Consider the following 18,592-nt stretch of genomic DNA (forward strand, 5'->3'; position numbering starts at 1 on the left):
ATAGACTGAATCAAATTTCGGTTACCGCAACGATTGACCGCGGTAATCACAACTTAGGAGAGCAGGGACTGCAGATGGCCGAATTGACCATCAACGCCGACGACGTCCGCAATGCCTTGAATGAGTTCGCAGCGTCCTACGAACCGGGCAAAGCAGAGCGCACCGAGGTCGGCCGCGTAACCACGGCAAGTGACGGTATCGCCAAGGTGGAGGGTCTTCCCTCCGTCATGGCAAATGAGCTGCTTCGCTTCGAAGACGGCACCCTGGGCCTGGCCCAGAACCTTGACACCCGCGAGATCGGTGTTGTCGTCCTGGGCGACTTCACCGGCATCGCCGAAGGCCAGCGCGTAGAGCGCACCGGCGAGATCCTTTCGGTTCCGGTTGGCGACGCCTTCCTCGGCCGAGTGGTTGACCCGCTGGGCGAGCCGATCGATGACCTGGGACCGATCGCGTCCTCCGGTCGCCGCGCACTGGAGCTTCAGGCTCCGGGCGTGACGCAGCGCAAGTCGGTTCACGAACCGCTGCAGACCGGCATGAAGGCCATCGACGCGATGATCCCGATCGGCCGTGGCCAGCGTCAGCTGATCATTGGCGACCGCCAGACCGGCAAGACCGCCCTGGCCGTTGACGCGATCATCAACCAGAAGGCCAACTGGGCTTCCGGGGACACCAACAAGCAGGTCCGCTGCATCTACGTGGCAATTGGTCAGAAGGCTTCGACCATTGCCGCAGTGCGTCAGACCCTTGAAACCAATGGTGCGCTGGAATACACCACCATTGTTGCCTCCCCGGCCTCCGACCCGGCCGGCTTCAAGTACCTGGCACCGTACGCCGGCTCGGCCATTGGCCAGCAGTGGATGTACGACGGCAAGCACGTTCTGATCGTCTTTGATGATCTGTCCAAGCAGGCCGAAGCCTACCGCGCCGTATCGCTGTTGCTGCGTCGCCCGCCGGGACGCGAAGCCTACCCGGGCGACGTGTTCTACCTGCACTCCCGCTTGCTTGAGCGTTGTGCAAAGCTCTCCGACGAGCTCGGAGCAGGCTCGATGACCGGTCTGCCGATCATCGAAACCAAGGCAAACGACGTCTCGGCCTTCATTCCGACCAACGTCATTTCCATCACCGACGGCCAGATCTTCCTGCAGTCGGACCTCTTCAACGCCAACCAGCGTCCGGCAGTCGACGTGGGCATCTCGGTGTCCCGCGTTGGTGGCTCGGCGCAGATCAAGGCCATGAAGAAGGTCGCCGGTACGTTGAAGCTCGAGCTGGCACAGTTCCGCGACATGCAGGCATTCGCCATGTTCGCCTCGGACCTCGATGCCGCTTCGAAGCAGCAGCTGACCCGTGGCGCGCGCCTGATGGAACTGCTCAAGCAGGGACAGTACGCACCGTTCCCGGTTGAGGACCAGGTTGTCTCCGTGTGGGCCGGCACCAAGGGCTACCTTGATGACGTCCCGGTTGAAGACGTTCGTCGTTTCGAGACCGAGTTCCTTGCCCACCTGCGCCACCGCACCAACGTACTCACCGTGATTGCCGAAACCGGCAAGCTCGAGGACGAGACTGTGGAATCGCTCAAGTCGAACATCGCCGACTTCAAGGCCGGCTTCTTCGGTGAAGGCGACGACAAGCTTGTCGCCGCCGGCAACGAAGAATTCGACGCCTTGGCCGAGGGATCCGTCGACCAGGAAAAGATCGTCAAGCAAAAGCGCTGACATCACCTTTGATTAGGGGTTGCCGCACCAGAAGGTGCGGTGCGGCAACCCCTGCAAAGGGATAAGGAAAGGACAAACATGGGAGCCCAGATTCGGGTCTACCGCCAGAAGATTGCATCGACGACGTCGATGGGCAAGATCTTCAAGGCGATGGAACTGATCGCCTCTTCCCGTATTGGCAAGGCACGCGCGCGTGTCTCGGCATCGCTGCCATATGCCAATGCGATTACCCGTGCTGTTACTGCCGTCGCGTCACAGTCCGAGGTTGATCACCCACTGACCACCGAGCCGGAGTCAATCCGTCGCGCGGCAGTCTTGGTCATGACCTCTGACCGCGGACTCGCCGGGTCCTACTCCGCCAGCGTCTTGAAGCAGGCAGAGCACCTCGTTGAACTGCTCCATGAAGAAGGCAAGGACGTCAAGACCTACCTGGTCGGCCGCAAGGCTCAGGCGTACTTCGATTTCCGTGGACGCGAATACGCGAAGGTGTGGACCGGTGGTACCGACGCCCCGGAGTTTACGACCGCACGCGAACTGCGCGAAGCCCTGCTCAAGGACTTCGCCGACGAATTTGAAGTGGGAGGCGTGGACGAGATCCACGTTGTCTTCACCCAGTTCAAGTCAATGGTCGTTCAGGAACCGACGGTCATTCGTTTGTTGCCGCTTGAGGTTGTCGAGGAGGAGTCCGAGACTCCTGCCGATGAGCTGCTGCCGCTCTACGAATACGAGCCGGAGCCGGAGCAGGTGCTTGACGCACTGCTTCCGCGGTACATCGAATCACGCATCTTCAACGCCATGTTGCAGGCGGCGGCTTCCGAGCTCGCAGCCCGCCAGCGCGCGATGAAGTCCGCAGGCGACAACGCCAAGGAACTCATCAAGAAGTACACGCGTCTTCGTAACAACGCCCGCCAGGCCGAGGTTACCCAGGAACTCTCCGAAATCGTTGCCGGCGCTGACGCGCTGAACGGTTAACGGGAACTTCCTACCCACACTTACATCCACGCCATCTACACAAGTGAAGTGAGAGAGAGATGACTGCCCAACTCAACGAGCAGGGTAACGCTGCCTCGACCGGTGCAATCGGTCGTATCGCACGCGTTATCGGCCCGGTTGTCGACGTTGAATTCCCCGCCGACTCCCTGCCTGCTATTTACAATGCTCTTTCCGCTGAGATTACCCTCAACGGCAAGACCACCACCATCACCTTCGAAACCAGCCAGCACCTCGGTGACTCCATGGTTCGTGCTATCGCCCTGCAGGCCACCGACGGACTCGTCCGCGGTACCTCGGTGGTTGACTCCGGCTCCCCGATCTCCGTGCCTGTTGGCGACGTCGTCAAGGGACACATCTTCAACGTGCTGGGCGAGCCCCTCGACGTTGCGGCTTCGGAACTCGAGATCACCGAGCGCTGGCCGATTCACCGCAAGGCCCCGTCCTTCGCAAGCCTCGAAGGCTCGACCGAAATGCTGGAGACCGGCATCAAGTCGATCGACCTTCTCACCCCGTACATCAAGGGTGGAAAGATCGGTCTCTTCGGCGGCGCCGGCGTTGGCAAGACCGTGCTGATCCAGGAAATGATCACCCGTGTTGCACGTAACTTCGGTGGTACCTCGGTATTCGCCGGTGTTGGCGAGCGCACCCGTGAAGGCAACGACCTCTGGGTCGAAATGGAAGAAGCCAACGTCTTGAAGGACACCGCCTTGGTGTTCGGCCAGATGGATGAGCCGCCAGGAACGCGTCTTCGCGTGGCGCTTTCGGCACTGACCATGGCGGAGTACTTCCGCGATGTGCAGAAGCAGGACGTGTTGCTCTTCATTGACAACATCTTCCGCTTCACCCAGGCCGGTTCCGAGGTGTCGACCCTGTTGGGCCGCATGCCTTCGGCCGTGGGTTACCAGCCGAACCTTGCCGATGAGATGGGTCTCCTCCAGGAGCGCATCACCTCGACCAAGGGTCACTCGATCACCTCGATGCAGGCCGTTTACGTGCCTGCCGATGACTACACGGACCCGGCCCCGGCCGCGACCTTCGCCCACTTGGACGCGACCACGGAACTTTCCCGTGAAATCGCTTCCCGTGGTCTGTACCCGGCCATCGATCCGCTGACCTCCACGTCGCGAATCCTTGACCCGCAGTACGTTGGTCACGACCACTACAACACCGCGGTTCGCGTCAAGCAGATCCTCCAGAAGAACAAGGAACTGCAGGACATCATCGCCATCCTCGGCATCGATGAACTCGGTGAAGAAGACAAGATTGTTGTGTCGCGTGCTCGTCGCATCCAGCAGTTCCTCTCCCAGAACACCTACACTGCCAAGCAGTTCACCGGTGTCGAGGGTTCGACGGTTGCCATCAAGGACACCATCGAGGGCTTCAACGCGATCTGCAACGGCGACGTCGACCACATCGCCGAGCAGGCATTCTTCAACATCGGCGGCATGGACGACGTTGAGCGTCAGTGGGCCGACATCCAGAAGTCGACTCGCTAATCATGGCCGAACTCCAAGTCGAAATCGTTGCTGCCGACCACTTCGTGTGGTCCGGTGCGGCGAAACTGGTCAAGGGACGCACCAGCAATGGCGAAATCGGGATCCTTCCCGGCCACGTGCCGATGCTGGCCGTCCTCGCTGCCGGTGATCTGGAAATCGTTCCGGTTTCCGGTTCACGGTTCTCGGTCCAGGTTGATGGCGGGTTCTTCTCCGTTGATACCGACCGTGTGGTGATCGTAGCGGACAACGCCGTCATGGCCGACTCCGTCCCGGCGGGAACTCGATAGTCCTGCCTTGAACGAACTCGGCATTCCTGTGCTCATCGTGTTGGCAGCCCTGCTGCTTGTGGTGATGTTCTTGGGTGCCATGGGAGTGCGCCGCATTCAGTTGCGGCGCACTCTTGGCACATTCGACGCTTCCATCTCCACGTCCTCCGGGAAGTGGATGATGGCGATTGCGCGTTATGGCCCTGGTGAGCTTGAGTTCCTCAAGCTCTTTTCGGTCTCCCCGATCCCTGTGCATCGCTTCCTGCGGACGTCCATCCGGCTCAAGGGCTGGCGGCGTCCCGCGGAAGAGGAAAAGCACCTGGTGCAGCCCGGAAGCGTCATCGTGATGATGAGCTATGAAGGCCGAGAAGTCCTGATCGCCATGGATTACCAGACCTACAACGGCCTTTCGGCCTGGTTGGAAGCCGGCCCCGTTGCCGGCGTCGGCACCTGGCGGCAAGACTGATCAAGCAAGACAAAAAGCATGGGGCGGGATGATTGAATCATCCCGCCCCATGCTTTTTGCATCTTCTTAGGTTTACGCCCGTCCGGATCCGTGCCGCGTTGCGGTCGATTGCCTGACTGGTGAAAAGTTCAAAGAATTTGTGAAGTCCTTAGAGACCGACAACGCCGGTGGCCTGCGGACCCTTGGCACCCTGGCCAACTTCGAATTCCACGCGCTGGTTTTCTTCCAGCGTACGGAAGCCGTTGGTCTGGATTTCCGAGTAGTGCACGAACACGTCGGCCTCGGCGCCATCAGGAGTGATGAAGCCGAATCCCTTTTCGGCGTTAAACCACTTCACGGTTCCCTGAGCCATGTATTTCTCCTCATTTAGTGCGAAAATCTGGCCGTTGCACTGTGCAACGACCATTGGTGGTACTCAAGTGAGAAGATCACTGGCGTGGGTATGACCCCGCCGCAGTTACTTCACACCCGCAGCACTGCTTTGGCGGGTATGACTAACCAACACAAAGACTGAGTCAAGCATCACACAAACGTGTGACTTGGGTCAATACCCCTGGGTCCGCTTGCTCAACGGAAACTTCACAATAGGTTTTTGCCGTTCCGCACGACCTGCTGCAGCGCAAGGCCGGCATCCAGAACCAGCATGTCAGCTACGAATCCTTGGTGCAGCCGGCCGGCTTCGTCGATCAGGCCCAGGATGCTCGCCGGAACCCTGGTGGCGGAGATGACGGCGTCTTGCAGGTCCACGCCTGCCGCTACCGCAGAGCGCACCACCTCGAGCATGCTGGCTGTGCCTCCCGCCAGCGAGCCGTCCGAGGCCAGTCGGGCCTGCCCGTTGGCAACGGTGACCGTGGACGGGCCCAGCGTATAGCTGCCGTCTTCCAGGCCGGTCGCTGCCATCGAGTCGGTGACCAGTGCGATGGATTCGGCACCGACCAGCTTGAACATGGTCCGCACCATCACCGGATCCAGGTGGACGCCATCGGCCACCAGCTCAACGATGATCTTTCCGCGGGCCGCGAGCTCCAGGCAGGTGGCAACGGCGCCGGGTGCGCGGTGGTGCATCGGTGCCATGCCGTTGAACATGTGCGTGACGGTGGGCCGCTCGGTGAAGCCGTCGACACCGGCACTGGAAAGTTCCTCTCGGGCAACCGCAAGGGAGGCAGCGGTCGTGTCGGCGTCGGCGTCGGTGTGCCCCAGGGACGGCACCACCCCCTGGGACACCAGTTGCTCGAGCAGGGCATCGGATCCCGGGCGTTCCGGGGCATAGGTCATGGTGCGCAGCTGGCCGGCCGCCGCGGCGATGAGCTCGTCGACGAACTCGGGATCTGGGTCGATGAGGTGTTCCGGGTCCTGTGCCCCGCAGCGCGCCGCGGAAAGGAACGGGCCCTCGGCATGGATCCCGGCGATGTCGCCGCGTTGGGCAAACTCCGCGAGCACGGCGGCAGCCGCCAACATGTCCGCACGCGGGGCAGTGACCAGCGAGGCCAGGAATGTGGTGGTGCCGGAGCGGTGGAGGTACTCGATGGCGGTGGCGATCGACTCGGGGTCGCCCGAGGGGAAGTCCCCTCCGCCGGCGCCGTGGCAGTGAAGGTCGATCAGGCCCGGGATGATGATCGTGCCTTCCGGGCTCTGGCGCAGCTCGAAAGTGTCCGATTCGTCGAAAAACGTAAACTCGTGCTCATCGCCGGCGAAGGCGATGCGGTCGCCCTCCACCGCAACCACGCCCCGGGGGATGTCCCTTCCGGGGGTGATGAGTCGTCCGGTCAGCGCATAGCGTTCAGGTGAGTCGGTGGCAGTCATGGACCCAGTCTAGGGCCGGGCGCGGCGGCGAATCACGTATCCGCGCCGCAAAAGTTCCATCGTCCCCGGCGCGGTGTCGCAGCGCGGGGAAAGCGGGGGCCTAGAAGAGGCGCGCGGCCACGTCGTCGACGCCGCGCATCGCGTCGTAGTCAAGGATCAGGCAGTCAATGCCGCGATCGGTCGCCAGGGTGCGGGCCTGCGGCTTGATCTGCTGGGCGGCATAGACCCCGCGCACCGGCTTGAGCAGCGGGTCGCGGTTCAGCAGGTCCAGGTAGCGGGTGAGCTGCTCGACGCCGTCGATGTCGCCGCGGCGCTTGAGCTCGATGGCCACGGTGGCGCCGTCGGCGTCCCGGGCCAGGATGTCGACCGGGCCGATGGCGGTCATGTACTCGCGGCGGATCAGCGTGAAGCCGGCACCAAGGGTCTCGATCTGGTCGGCGAGCAGGCGCTGCAGGTCCGACTCGACGCCGTCCTTGATCAGCCCGGGATCGATGCCGAGGTTGTGCTCGGTGTCGTGGATGATCTCCTTGATGTGCACCACCAGGCGGTCGTCGGACTTTTGGTGGGCAACGTGCCAGAGCTCGACGTCGCCCTCGGCGGCCTGCTCCTCGTCGGGGGCCACAATCCGCATCACCGCGGGCGGGCTCATCCAGTTCAGCGGCTTGTAGCTGCCGCCGTCGGAATGGACCAGCACCGAGCCGTCGGCCTTGACCATCAGCAGGCGGGTCGCCAGGGGGAGATGGGCACGCAAACGGCCCTCGTAATCAACTGAACACTTGGCAATCACTAAACGCACAACAGGCACTCTACCGGGTTTCGGGCAGGTGCCGTGGCCGGAGCGACACCACCCGGGGGTGCGTCCCGGGCCGGAGGGGCGGAGCATCTGGGGCAGAATTGGATCATGGCCCGCTCCAACCGACCCTCTCGCTCCTCCGCCCCCAAGCCCCGCTCCGGCCGGGTCAACAAGTGGACGCGACCCGACGGCGGATCGGACGAGCAGTGGCTGGAGAAGGCCCGCTACGGGGTACAGCGCCTGCAGGACGCGCCCGATGGCCAGTGGCACGTGCGCCGGATTTCCTCGGTCGGCGCGGCGAAGACCTACAAGTGCCCCGGATGCGGGCAGTTCATCAAGCCCGGGACCGAGCACCTGGTTGCGTGGCGTGCTGACCATTGGTCGGGCGATGACGCCTCGGCCGCGGCACGGAGGCACTGGCACCCGAAGTGCTGGGAATCACGCTCCTACCGGTACTGATCGGGTGGGCGGCGACGGAATCAATGCCGCCTGCACCCAGGGACGTCGGGCCGGTTAGCGGTTGTCCTGCCGCACGATGAAGACCTCGCGCAGGATCAACATGACTGCCGCTGCGACAGGAATGGCCATCAGTGCGCCGATGACGCCGAGCAGGGAGCCGCCGGCGATCACCGAGATCACTGCAACCGCGCCAGGGACCGAGACAGCTTTCTGCATCACCCTTGGCGAGACGAAGTAGGCCTCGATCTGCAGGTACCCGAAGTAGCAGACAGCGTAGATGGCGGCGGTCTGCCATCCCAGGGTCAGCGCCACCAGCGAGACCAGGATGCCGGCGATCACGGCGCCCACCAGCGGGATGAAGGCCAGCATGGCCACCAGCAGTGTCAGCAGCGCGGCGAACGGGACGCCCAGGATGCTCATCAGCACCAGCGCGATTGTCGCATTGAGCACTGCCACGAACGCCTGGCCCATGACGTAGTTGCCGACCGAATGGGTAATGGTGTTGCCCAGTTCCTCCACGCGCACCCTGCGTGAATGCGGGGCCAGCCGGTAGGCAAAGGACTTCATAGCCGGCAGCGAGGCCAGGAAGTAGATGGCCAGCACCAGTACGATCAGCACTCCGAACATGCCCTGGGCAATCACGGTGCCCACCCCCAGCACGCCGCCGAAGATCCCGCCCACGGCCCCGGTGTCGGAGAAGAACTTTCCGATTTCCTGGCTGATCCGGTCCGAGAGCTGGTACTGCGCATCGAGGGTGACAAAGAATTCGGATTTGAGGAAGTCGTCGACGATCCGCGGTGCACGTTCGATGAACTGGGCCGTCTGCTCGGTGAGCGTCGGGATGATGGCGCCGATGAATCCCGCCACACCGCCAAGCAGTGCCAGCATCGTGATCAAGACGCCGATGGCGCGCGAGAGCCCGTGGGCGACCAGGAAGCGCACCATCGGGTCCAGGCCCAGCGCGATGAACAGGGCGATGGCGATCCAGATGACCAGCGATCCCACGTTGGTCAGCAGGAAGAAGCCCAGCAACGCCAGGCCCACGCCCACGGTGAAGAGGAAGCCGAAGGCAATCGGGTTGGACTGTGGTGAGATGTCGGCATCCGGGTACCCGTCGCCGGGCTCCCGGTGCGGCTCCGGGGGGAACCCGAAGTTCGCCGGCGGCTTGATCCGCGCATCGAGCGTCTGCTGGGCGGTGCCCAACGCCCGGCGCCACCACTTTCGCGGCTGCGTCGGCCGTTTCCCGGGGTAATTCGGCGTCGCGGCTTCCTGTCCCTCGGCATCGGCCCGGGGCGCGGCTTCATGGCTCCCGGTGCCTTCCGGCGTAGCTGCTTCGTCTCCGTGTTGAGTAGTCACAACCCCGAGCTTAATGCCCCCGGGACCCGCTTGGCGGCATTGGGGGACAGGAGTCGCACGCGGTAACTAGTGGGCAAGACCTCAACCGCCAACGGCGTGGTGCTACCCACATTCCGGAACCCTGATGCGCTAGAACTCGTTAGACTTGTGAGCGTGTCATCCTGATAAATGATGTGGTGGCACCCGAGGCCGAATCTCGACCCCCTCATCCGTTAGGTGTAATTGTGCGAAAGATCTTTTCAGCGATCGCTATCATTCTTGGGCTGGCAGCCCTGGTGGTGGGGATTGGCCAGCGAACCATATGGGCTCCGCCCGAGACGCTGACCGCTTCCCTTGCCCAGGTCCCCGCAGCCGCCCCGGTCACACTCATCGAAGCCGGGGCCGGAACCGTGGGCGGTCATCCCACGGAGATCACCATCAACGCCGAGGGCAAGTTCACCGCTTCGCTGGTGCGTTCCGCCGATGCGCAGGCGTGGGTCGGCAAGGCCGCCCACACCACCATCACCGGCATCAACGCCGAAGAGACGGTCCTCGAGTCGACCTCGGAAACCGGCGAGGCGGAAGTGCCCAACCCGGCTGACGCCGACCTCTTCCAGGCAACCGAAAATGCCGACAAGACCATGACGTATCGCTGGACCAACCCCGACGAGGGATCCTGGACGCTGCTTTTGGCCGCCGACGGCAAGGCCGCGGCACCCACCGACATCACCGCGACCTGGCCCGGCGACACCGCCACCCCGTTCTCGATGCCGCTGATCATTGCCGGCTCGCTGCTCGTGATTGCCGGCATCGCCCTGGCGGCTGTCCGCACCGCCCCGCGCGGAGGATCCGGTGGCGGACGCCGTGCGGCCGGCCACCCCGACGCCCCGAAGACCGACACCCTGACCACGACTCCCGCTCCCAAGGGCGACCAGAACACCGTGGCCAAGATCGTGGCGACCGCCTCCGTGCTGGCATTGGTGCTGGTTCCCTCCACACCGGCCCTGGCGGCAGGCACCTCGCCGAGCCCCGCCGAAAGCTCGACCGAAGATGCCGAGAAGGTCTACCCGGTCGTGCTGCAGAAGCAGCTCGAGCGCATCCTCGGGGAGGCATCCTCCTCCGTGGCCAAGGCCGACAAGTCCAAGAACGCCAAGGACCTGGATGAGCGCACCACCGGTGCACTGAAGACCCTGCGCGGCCAGAACTACGAGCTGCGCAACGACGACGTCAAGCTGGACGCCCCGCAGGCCATCGACACCAGCGTGATCCGCTCGGCCGCCGTACCCACCGACGACGGTGCGCACTTCCCGCGCTCCATCATGGTTGTCACCGCGAAGGACTCCGAGGCCTCCACGATTCCCACCGCCCTCACGCTGACCCAGTCGGGGCCGCGCGAGAACTACAAGGTCGCCTTCGCCACGCCGATGCTGCCCGGTTCAACGTTCCCCGGAATCGCGGTGGGCGACCAGTCGGTGAAGATGCTCAAGGACGATGCCAAGGACCTGGCCATGACCCCGAAGGTAGCTCTTGAGCGCCTGGCCGGACTCATGGACAACGAGAAGTCCAAGGACGCAGACAAGTTCGCCAAGAACGCGTTCCTGACCCTGAACGCCAAGGACCAGAACGCCTTGGTCAAGGCCAACAAGGACGCGACGATCTCCTTCAAGCGCAACGTGAACACCAAGGACACCGTTGTGCTGGCCACCCCGGACGGCGGAGCATTGGTCTCGGGCAACTTCACCGCCACGACCACTGCCAAGCCCAAGGAAGACGGCGGAATGATCGGCCTGGATGCCACGACGTCCAAGATCGTCGGCGCCAAGGACACCAAGAAGGGCATCGAGATCACCTACGGCGAACCGACGCTCATCTACATTCCTGCTGCAGGCTCCAAGGACAAGGTCTCCGTGGTTGCCGCAGAGGTCATCACCAAGGGAGCAAAGCTGCTGAAGTAGCATCCCTGCCCCCGAAGGGGGAACCGGGAACCGAGCGGTTCCCGCACTTGAAGGCGTGGTGCCTCAGGCCACGGGAATCGGTTCCCGGGCACCGAGGCACCGCGCCTTCCGTCGTTGGCGCCAGCCGGTGCGCAGGCCCGGATCGCCGCAACGGGTTTTCCACCCGGGCACGATGCGGCCTAAAGTAGAGGAATGACCACCAGCATGCCTGAACCCACTGCACCCTCCTCACGCGGCGCCATTGATCTGGCAGCCTTCAAGCAGCAGTCCCAACCGGAGCCGGTCAGTGCTTCGGGCGAGGCCGCGCCCACCTGGGTCCGCTCCGTCAACCAGGAGAGCTTCCCGGAAGTCGTTGCCCTTTCCCAGCAGGTGCCGGTGATCGTTTCACTGGGCAGCCCGCGCTCCCCGGCCTCCGTGCAGCTCGACGGTGTGATCGCCTCCCTGGTGGATGCCAAGCGCGGGACCCTCGCGCTGGCCACCGTGGACGCCGAGCAACAGCCGGCCATCGCCCAGGCCTTCCAGGTCACGCAGGTGCCCTCCGTCATCGCCCTGATCAACGGCCAGCCGGTGCCGCTCTTCCAGGGCGGTGCCGAGACCCCGCAGATCCAGTCGCTGATGGACGAGCTGCTGGCCCTGGGCGTGCAGCACGGCGTGGCCGGGACCATCCCGCCGCTGGGCACCACCGCACCGGCAGCAGGCCCCGCCCCGCTGCCGCCACTGCACCAGGCGGCCCTGGACGCCATCGAATCCGGAGACCTGCCCGCGGCCGAAAGCGCCTACAAGCAGGCGCTGAACGAAAAGCCCAACGACAACGAGGCTGCCATCGGGCTGAACCAAGTGCGCCTGCTGATGCGCACCGAGGGGAAGGACCTGGCCGCCGTGCGTGCCGCCGGTGCCGCTGCCCCCGATGACCTGCAGGCGCAGCTGGACGTTGCGGACATGGACCTGGTCGGGGGCCACGTCGAGGACGCCTTCGCTCGCCTGGTGGCATTCATCGGCCGCAACGCAGGCGAAGAGAAGGAAACCGCTCGGGCCCGTCTCGTCGAACTGTATTCTGTGGTCGGTGTGGGCGATGCGCGCGTCGTGGCCTCGCGACAGAAACTGGCACGCGTGCTCTTCTAGGAATTTCCGGCGGGGCAAGGCGCCGCGCCACAAAGACGGGGAGGCAAGTCGCTTTGGTGCGACTTGCCTCCCCGTCTTTGGCTGTACGGCACTGCGTCTACCGAACGCACCGTTCGCCCTGTCTCAGGGCCCGCGCCTGATCGCGGAGTTGAGCAGGCCGATGACCACGGCCGACCACCAGCAGGCCTGGGAGATCGACAGTGCCATCAGCATCCGCGCCCGCAGGCCCAGGCTGAGCTGGGAGAACTTGGTGCTTGCCGGCATCTCGTGCAGGCGCTTCATCACCGGTGCGATGGCCACACCGTTGAGCATCAGCACGAGTACGCACGCCAACTTCACGCGGGTGGGGGTATCGCTCAGATCGGGGCTGATGAACGCGCCGGAGAGCAGCAGCATGCCCAGCCCGCCCCAGATCAACAGTACGGCCGCCGATTCCACGCGCCCGGGTTCGTGTATTTGCCGCCGGCCCAGCAGCCACAGCAGGCCGACCCAGTCGATAAGCAGGATGGCGCCCAGTGAAACGACCATGGCCATGATGTGCACGGCCAACGCGATCTGCTGCACTCCGAGCGCGGCGTCGAGGGAGCCCCCGACGGTCACCGACGCGACCCAACCTCCTGTGCACAGCAGTGCGAGGCCCGCGAGCCTTGCTTGTGAGTGTCTCTGGGCCCTTATATGCCGCGGGGAACGTGCAGCCACCGCCGGCCCGGGATAAGCGGTCATGACTTCACCCGCAGACGGTCGGCAACGTCCGGTCGCACCCGGGTCCGTCGGGTCGTCTCCCGCAGCAGAAGGGCAAGAAGGCGTTCGGTGGGTTCCGTTGCAGGGTGGGTCACGGCATGTCCCGCACGGTCCATGAGCAGATGGACCTTCCAGCGCTTGAATCCGTTGTGTGGCGAAGTCGCGGCCGGTGCTTTCGGGCGTACGTACTCCCTACGGTGCACCACACCGTTAGCGGCGGAAATCGCTGGTGCCTTACCGAGCAAACGCAGATGAAACATACGCACCCCAAGTACGAAATATGCAATTATTCGGTCCATGGCTAGGGGCCGAAGAACATGCTGAACGGAAACACGTTTTTTTCATTTTAGGCTTCGGTCACCGTGAAGGCGAGAGCAAGGCGCGCGAACTTTGCCCCAATGCCCTCCAACGGATCGAAGCTGCCGCTGCAGCGGCTCGCTGGTGGTTCCGGCAAGCTGGAAGCGGGCAAGGCGGTTGGGACGAAACCCGCCAGTACGATGGTCGTGCCGTAGAAGAGGAATAGGTCCCTAGGCGTGGCGGCGAAGGCGGCGTCCACTCACCCAGGACAATCATCCCAGTGCTTTCAGGGCACCGCAGCGGGCAGTCCGATCCGGTTCTCGGATGTGCGTCGACCATGGGATTAGTCCGCAGGGATGACGGCAAAACCATCCATCGACTGTTATTTTCGATGTCATGAGCAACTCTTACCCCGACCCCGGTACGGCGGCCCTGTCGATTCGATCGCTCGGCAAGCGATTCGGCGAAAAAGTCGCGGTCAACGGCATATCCCTCGATGTCCCAGCCGGGTCGTTTTTCGGCTTGGTGGGGCCCAACGGCGCCGGCAAGACCACCACGCTCTCGATGGCAACCGGACTGCTGCGCCCGGACGCCGGCCAGGCATGGCTGAACGGCATCGATGTCTGGGCCGAGCCACTGAAGGCCAAGGCAGCCATGGGCGTGCTGGCCGACGGGGTCCGGCTCTTCGACCGGCTCTCCGGTCGCCAGCTGGTCACCTATTCCGGCCTGCTGCGCGGCATGGATCGCGCAACGGTGCAGACGCGCACCGAAGACCTGCTTCGCGTGCTGGACCTCGAAGACGCCGGATCCAAGCTGGTCGTCGACTACTCGGCCGGCATGACCAAGAAAATCGCCCTGGCCACCGCGTTGATCCATTCCCCGCGCGTGCTGGTGCTCGATGAGCCCTTCGAGGCTGTCGACCCGGTCTCCGCCGCCAACATTCGTGAGATCCTCGCCGACTACGTGGCCCACGGCGGCACCGTCATCGTCTCCTCCCATGTCATGGACCTGGTCCAGCGCATGTGCAGCCACGTCGCGGTCATCGCGAACGGCAACCTGCTGGCGGCCGGAACCGTGGACGAGGTGCGCGGGGCAACTTCACTGGAGGACCGCTTCGTTGAGCTGGTCGGCGGACGCGGAACCAACGAGGGGCTCTCATGGTTGCACACCTCCTAAGGCTCAAGCTGCTGCTGCTGAAGAACTCCTTCCGGCGCAGTCCCTGGCAATTGGTCGGCGTTGCCATCGGGGCGGTCTACGGGCTGGGCATGGTCGTGATGCTCGTATCGGGCACGGCGTACCTGGCGGATGTCGACCCGGCGCTGGCCAACACCATCCTGGTCTCCGCGGTCTCGCTCATCACCCTGGGCTGGGCGCTGATCCCGTTGATCGCCTTCGGGGTCGACCTGACCCTTGACCCGGCGCGCTTCACCACCTTTACGCTCTCGCGGCCCCGGCTGGCAACCGGACTGCTGCTCTCGGGCTTCATCGGGATACCGGGGCTGCTGACGTTGCTGCTGTTCGGCGGGCAGTTCCTGGCCTGGCGCCACCACCCCGCCACGTTGGCGGCCGCCGTCGTGGGAGGAGTGCTGGGTGCGTTGATGTGCCTGGCGCTTGCGCGGCTGACCACCACCTCGATGGCGCGGCTGACCGGTTCGCGGCGCTTCCGCGACGTCGCAGGGATCATCGCGATCATCCCGCTGATCCTGCTGGGCCCCATCATCGGCTCGGCGGCCTCGGGCATCGAATCGGTGCTGGACTGGCTGCCGCGGGTCGTGGCGGTGCTGGGATTCACCCCGCTGGGCGTCTTCGCGGCGCTCCCCGGGGACCTGGCCGCCGGGGCCTGGGGGCTGGGCGTGCTGCGCCTGGCGCTAGGGTTTTCCTATCTTGGCGCGGTGATCTGGGCGTGGAAACGCGGTCTGCACCAGTCGATGGAGAACCCGATGGCGCCGCGCACCAGCTCCAAGCCCGTGGGCATGGGCGCGTTCGGCGTTTTCCCCGCGACCCCGGTCGGCGCCGTGGCGGCCCGGGCGCTGACGTATTGGCTCAAGGACCCGCGCTACGCCGCGTCCATCGTGGTTGTCCCGCTGATGCCGGTGCTGATCTGGTTTACGGCCTCCAATTCCGGCTATCCCCAGGCCATGCTGGTCCTGGGCCCGCTGCTGGGGATCCTGATGGCGTTCTCGATTTCCGCCGACGTGTCCTACGATTCCACCGCCTTCTCGCTGCACCTGCTCACCGGGGTGCGCGGAGTCGCCGACCGGGCAGGGCGCGTGATGGCCTGTGCCGTGTTGGCACTGCCGGTAACGCTACTGGCGGCCATCCTGCCACCGGTGTTCCTGGACCGGACCGAGCTGCTGCCGGCGCTCCTCGGGATTTCGCTGTGCGGACTGCTGGCCGGCCTCGGCGTGGCATCGGTGGCCTCGGCGCGCTTCACCTACGCGGTGCCGCTACCGGGGGAGAGCCCGTTCAAGACACCTCCGGGCGCCGGCGCGCGGATGGCCATCGTGCAGCTGGCCACGTTCGCGATCATGTTCCTGCTCCTGCTGCCGGCCCTCGGGCTGCTGGTGGTCCAGCTGCTGACGGGGAATGCGCTCTTCGGCTGGCTGGCACTGCTCGTGGGCGTGATGGAGGGCGCGGTGCTGCTGGTGGCGGGAATCCGCATCGGCGGGCGATGGCTCGAGGCCCGGCTGCCGGAGCTGATGCAGGCCGTCATGGTCAACCGCTGAGGCAACGGTGCGATGCACCGCACGCGGCGAATCTGCCGGAAGTCGATCAATCCGTTGTTAGACTGGTGGACATGAGCATGCCCCTAGATCCGTTCCGAGATGACCCGCGCACTACCTCCGGCGGCGGTGCCACCACCATCGAGCGCACCGAGCAGGCCCAGGACGTCGAGGCCGGGGACCACGAGCGCTTTGCGCACTACGTGCGCAAGGAAAAGATCATGGAGTCGGCGCTTTCCGGCGATCCGGTCATTGCCCTGTGCGGCAAGGTGTGGATCCCGGGCCGCGACCCGCAGAAGTTCCCCGTGTGCCCCGAGTGCAAGGAAATCTACGAGGGCCTCACCGGTGGTGGGGACAAGGACAAGAAGTAATCATCTTCCACGCAGCGTAGGTTCACACAGAACCCCCTGGGGCGCGCCGGCCCGCGCCCCGGGGGGAAGCTTTTTTATTGCCGTGGAGGTGTATGCATGACCGATACCTTGTTCTCACTTGCAGACAAGTTGCCCATGGAGGACCGTCTTCCTCCCGCCTACCCCGAACGGGCGGCCTGGGGCACCGGCCCCAAGCTCCGCGCCTGGCAGGCCGAGGCGCTGGACAAGTACTTCACCGCCAATCCCCGCGACTTCATGGCCGTGGCGACCCCCGGCGCCGGCAAGACCACCTTTGCGCTGCGCCTGGCCAAGGTGCTGGTCGACGCCAAGACCGTCAACCGCATCATCGTGGTGGCCCCCACCGACCACCTCAAGAAGCAGTGGGCGGATGCCGCCGGCCGCGTGGGACTGGCCATTGACCCGAACTTCAAGAACTCCGACGGCAGGCACGGCGACGGCTACATCGGCGTCGTCGTCACCTACGCGCAGGTCGCCTCCAAGCCGATGCTGCACCGCGCCAAGACCGAGGCCGCCCGCACCCTGGTGATCCTGGACGAGATCCACCATGGCGGCGACGCGCTTTCCTGGGGCGACGGCATCCGGGAGGCCTTCGAGCCGGCGACCCGCCGCCTGGCGCTGACCGGCACCCCCTTCCGCTCCGACACCGCGGCCATCCCCTTCGTCGAGTACGCAGAAGGTCCCGACGGCATCCGCCGTTCCAAGGCCGACTACACCTACGGCTACGGCCAGGCCCTGCGCGACCACGTGGTGCGCCCGGTGCTGTTCATGGCCTACTCCGGGTCGATGCGCTGGAAGACCAGCTCCGGCGAGGAAATGGAGGCCCAGCTTGGCGAGGGCTTCACCAAGGACATCACCGCGCACGCCTGGCGCACCGCCCTTGACCCGGCGGGGGACTGGATTCCCTCGGTGCTCGCGGCCGCCGACAAGCGCCTGACCCGGGTCCGCCGCACCGTGCCGGACGCCGGTGCCCTGGTGATCGCCACCGACCACGAGGACGCGCGCGGCTACGCCGAGCAGTTGGAGAAGATCTGCGGCGAGAAGGTCACCGTGATCCTGTCCGACGACGCCGGCGCCTCGAAGAAGATCGACGAGTTCTCCGCCGGCGATTCGCGCTGGATGGTCGCGGTTCGCATGGTGTCCGAGGGCGTCGACGTGCCCCGGCTGTGCGTGGGCGTCTACGCCACCTCCACCTCCACCCCGCTCTTCTTCGCCCAGGCCATCGGCCGCTACGTGCGCAGCCGAAAACGCGGTGAGGTCGCCTCGATCTTCCTGCCCTCGGTGCCGGTGCTGATGGCGCTGGCCAACGAGATGGAGACCGAGCGCGACCACGCGCTGGACCGCCCCGAAAAGCACTTCCAGGACCCGGACTACAACCCCGAGGACGACCTGGTCGCCGAGGCCAACCGCGAGGAAAAGGCCAGCGACGAGCTGAACAAGCAGAAGTTCGAGGCGCTGAACTCCAACGCGTCCTTCGACCGGGTGCTCTTTGACGGCGGCGAGTTCGGCACCGGCGGCGCCGTGGGATCCGAGGAGGAGGAAGACTTCCTGGGCATCCCCGGGCTGCTGGACGCAGACCAGGTGGGCGTGCTGCTGCGCCAGCGCCAGGCCGAACAGGTGTCCCGGCGCAAGGTGCGCAAGGGCGCCGAGGAGGCCGCGGCCGCACCGGTGGTCGATCACCGGGCGCTGATGGAGATGCGCTCGACGCTCTCCAAGAACGTCTCGGCCTGGAGCGCGCGCACCGGCACCCCGCACGGGGTCATCCACACCAAGCTGCGCGAGGTGTGCGGCGGGCCGGCCGTCGCCCAGGCCAATGCCGAGCAGCTGCAGAAGCGGCTGAACAAGCTGCAGGGCTGGTTCATCGGCAAGAAATGATCGCTTAATGTAGTCGGCGGCCCGGTGTGTTGGATGCTCTCCAACGCACCGGGCCACCGGCATTTTGCGTGACCAGCCATATCGGAGCCGGATTTCGCGGTCGTGCGTGAAGGTGCCCTTGAAGGACTGCGAATTCCTCGGACCACATCGGCACGGGCAACAAGCGG

General features: G+C 64.9%; 17 protein-coding genes. 12 read left to right on the forward strand and 5 right to left on the reverse strand.

Features of this window, described 5'->3' with window-relative positions:
• Positions 1–74: 74 nt before the first annotated feature.
• From atpA to OIU93_RS06495, 5 genes are all read left to right on the forward strand, one after another.
• Complete coding sequence (atpA, locus tag OIU93_RS06475; protein ID WP_264269271.1) at positions 75–1,712, forward strand: F0F1 ATP synthase subunit alpha; 1,638 nt, start codon at positions 75–77, stop codon at positions 1,710–1,712.
• 78 nt (positions 1,713–1,790) lie between these two features.
• Positions 1,791–2,684, forward strand: coding sequence for a F0F1 ATP synthase subunit gamma (locus tag OIU93_RS06480; RefSeq protein ID WP_217389145.1), 894 nt, complete (start codon positions 1,791–1,793; stop codon positions 2,682–2,684).
• A gap of 59 nt (positions 2,685–2,743) precedes the next feature.
• Complete coding sequence (atpD, locus tag OIU93_RS06485; protein WP_264269272.1) at positions 2,744–4,201, forward strand: F0F1 ATP synthase subunit beta; 1,458 nt, start codon at positions 2,744–2,746, stop codon at positions 4,199–4,201.
• 2 nt (positions 4,202–4,203) lie between these two features.
• Complete coding sequence (locus tag OIU93_RS06490) at positions 4,204–4,488, forward strand: F0F1 ATP synthase subunit epsilon (RefSeq protein ID WP_264269273.1); 285 nt, start codon at positions 4,204–4,206, stop codon at positions 4,486–4,488.
• A gap of 7 nt (positions 4,489–4,495) precedes the next feature.
• A complete protein-coding gene (locus OIU93_RS06495; protein WP_264269274.1) occupies positions 4,496–4,933 on the forward strand; it encodes a DUF2550 domain-containing protein in 438 nt (145 codons plus the stop codon).
• Between the two features lie 148 nt (positions 4,934–5,081).
• Here OIU93_RS06495 and OIU93_RS06500 read toward each other — a convergent pair whose 3' ends face one another.
• The 3 genes from OIU93_RS06500 to nucS all read right to left on the reverse strand — a co-directional run bounded on the left by OIU93_RS06500 (position 5,082) and on the right by nucS (position 7,532).
• Entirely contained in the window at positions 5,082–5,285 is a 204-nt protein-coding gene (locus OIU93_RS06500; protein ID WP_068735141.1) for a cold-shock protein, read from the reverse strand.
• A 227-nt stretch (positions 5,286–5,512) separates the two neighbouring features.
• A complete protein-coding gene (gene nagA, locus OIU93_RS06505) occupies positions 5,513–6,736 on the reverse strand; it encodes an N-acetylglucosamine-6-phosphate deacetylase (protein WP_264269275.1) in 1,224 nt (407 codons plus the stop codon).
• A gap of 100 nt (positions 6,737–6,836) precedes the next feature.
• A complete protein-coding gene (nucS, locus tag OIU93_RS06510) occupies positions 6,837–7,532 on the reverse strand; it encodes an endonuclease NucS (RefSeq protein ID WP_264269276.1) in 696 nt (231 codons plus the stop codon).
• A gap of 105 nt (positions 7,533–7,637) precedes the next feature.
• On the opposite strand from nucS, the gene OIU93_RS06515 reads away from it, so the two are divergent.
• Entirely contained in the window at positions 7,638–7,988 is a 351-nt protein-coding gene (locus OIU93_RS06515) for a hypothetical protein (protein ID WP_264269277.1), read from the forward strand.
• 54 nt (positions 7,989–8,042) lie between these two features.
• Here the strand turns inward: OIU93_RS06515 and OIU93_RS06520 are convergent, their stop codons facing one another.
• Positions 8,043–9,344: an AI-2E family transporter gene (locus OIU93_RS06520; RefSeq protein ID WP_264269278.1), complete on the reverse strand. Its 1,302-nt coding sequence runs from the start codon at positions 9,342–9,344 to the stop codon at positions 8,043–8,045.
• 224 nt (positions 9,345–9,568) lie between these two features.
• Here OIU93_RS06520 and OIU93_RS06525 point away from each other — a divergent pair, with 224 nt between their 5' ends.
• Entirely contained in the window at positions 9,569–11,278 is a 1,710-nt protein-coding gene (locus tag OIU93_RS06525) for a hypothetical protein (protein ID WP_264269279.1), read from the forward strand.
• A 204-nt stretch (positions 11,279–11,482) separates the two neighbouring features.
• Positions 11,483–12,400 carry a tetratricopeptide repeat protein gene (locus OIU93_RS06530; protein WP_264269280.1) on the forward strand — a complete coding sequence of 306 codons (918 nt, stop codon included), beginning with the start codon at positions 11,483–11,485 and terminating at the stop codon, positions 12,398–12,400.
• Between the two features lie 123 nt (positions 12,401–12,523).
• On the opposite strand, the gene OIU93_RS06535 is transcribed toward OIU93_RS06530, so the two are convergent.
• The gene (locus OIU93_RS06535) at positions 12,524–13,000 is read right to left on the reverse strand and encodes a hypothetical protein (RefSeq protein ID WP_264269281.1); all 477 of its coding nucleotides are present in this window, start codon (positions 12,998–13,000) and stop codon (positions 12,524–12,526) included.
• 834 nt (positions 13,001–13,834) lie between these two features.
• Here OIU93_RS06535 and OIU93_RS06540 point away from each other — a divergent pair.
• The 4 genes from OIU93_RS06540 (at position 13,835) to OIU93_RS06555 (ending at position 18,425) form a co-directional block, all read left to right on the forward strand.
• Complete coding sequence (locus OIU93_RS06540) at positions 13,835–14,614, forward strand: ABC transporter ATP-binding protein (RefSeq protein ID WP_264269282.1); 780 nt, start codon at positions 13,835–13,837, stop codon at positions 14,612–14,614.
• Entirely contained in the window at positions 14,596–16,164 is a 1,569-nt protein-coding gene (locus OIU93_RS06545) for a transporter (protein ID WP_264269283.1), read from the forward strand. The genes OIU93_RS06540 and OIU93_RS06545 overlap by 19 nt, the downstream gene beginning before the upstream one ends.
• 71 nt (positions 16,165–16,235) lie before the next feature.
• Positions 16,236–16,532, forward strand: coding sequence for a DUF3039 domain-containing protein (locus OIU93_RS06550; RefSeq protein ID WP_264269284.1), 297 nt, complete (start codon positions 16,236–16,238; stop codon positions 16,530–16,532).
• Positions 16,533–16,628: 96 nt separating this feature from the next.
• Entirely contained in the window at positions 16,629–18,425 is a 1,797-nt protein-coding gene (locus OIU93_RS06555) for a DEAD/DEAH box helicase (RefSeq protein WP_264269285.1), read from the forward strand.
• Positions 18,426–18,592: the final 167 nt, after the last annotated feature.

The organism is Paeniglutamicibacter sp. ZC-3, assembly GCF_025847175.2.
In the GTDB taxonomy this organism is placed as follows: domain Bacteria; phylum Actinomycetota; class Actinomycetes; order Actinomycetales; family Micrococcaceae; genus Paeniglutamicibacter; species Paeniglutamicibacter sulfureus.

Bases quoted from the DNA above. Each gene is read 5' to 3' on its own strand.
- atpA (WP_264269271.1), top strand. From the start codon at position 75: ATGGCCGAATTGACCATCAACGCCGACGACGTCCGCAATGCCTTGAAT.
- OIU93_RS06480 (WP_217389145.1), top strand. From the start codon at position 1,791: ATGGGAGCCCAGATTCGGGTCTACCGCCAGAAGATTGCATCGACGACG.
- atpD (WP_264269272.1), top strand. From the start codon at position 2,744: ATGACTGCCCAACTCAACGAGCAGGGTAACGCTGCCTCGACCGGTGCA.
- OIU93_RS06490 (WP_264269273.1), top strand. From the start codon at position 4,204: ATGGCCGAACTCCAAGTCGAAATCGTTGCTGCCGACCACTTCGTGTGG.
- OIU93_RS06500 (WP_068735141.1), bottom strand. From the start codon at position 5,285: ATGGCTCAGGGAACCGTGAAGTGGTTTAACGCCGAAAAGGGATTCGGC.
- nagA (WP_264269275.1), bottom strand. From the start codon at position 6,736: ATGACTGCCACCGACTCACCTGAACGCTATGCGCTGACCGGACGACTC.
- OIU93_RS06515 (WP_264269277.1), top strand. From the start codon at position 7,638: ATGGCCCGCTCCAACCGACCCTCTCGCTCCTCCGCCCCCAAGCCCCGC.
- OIU93_RS06530 (WP_264269280.1), top strand. From the start codon at position 11,483: ATGCCTGAACCCACTGCACCCTCCTCACGCGGCGCCATTGATCTGGCA.
- OIU93_RS06540 (WP_264269282.1), top strand. From the start codon at position 13,835: ATGAGCAACTCTTACCCCGACCCCGGTACGGCGGCCCTGTCGATTCGA.
- OIU93_RS06545 (WP_264269283.1), top strand. From the start codon at position 14,596: ATGGTTGCACACCTCCTAAGGCTCAAGCTGCTGCTGCTGAAGAACTCC.
- OIU93_RS06550 (WP_264269284.1), top strand. From the start codon at position 16,236: ATGAGCATGCCCCTAGATCCGTTCCGAGATGACCCGCGCACTACCTCC.
- OIU93_RS06555 (WP_264269285.1), top strand. From the start codon at position 16,629: ATGACCGATACCTTGTTCTCACTTGCAGACAAGTTGCCCATGGAGGAC.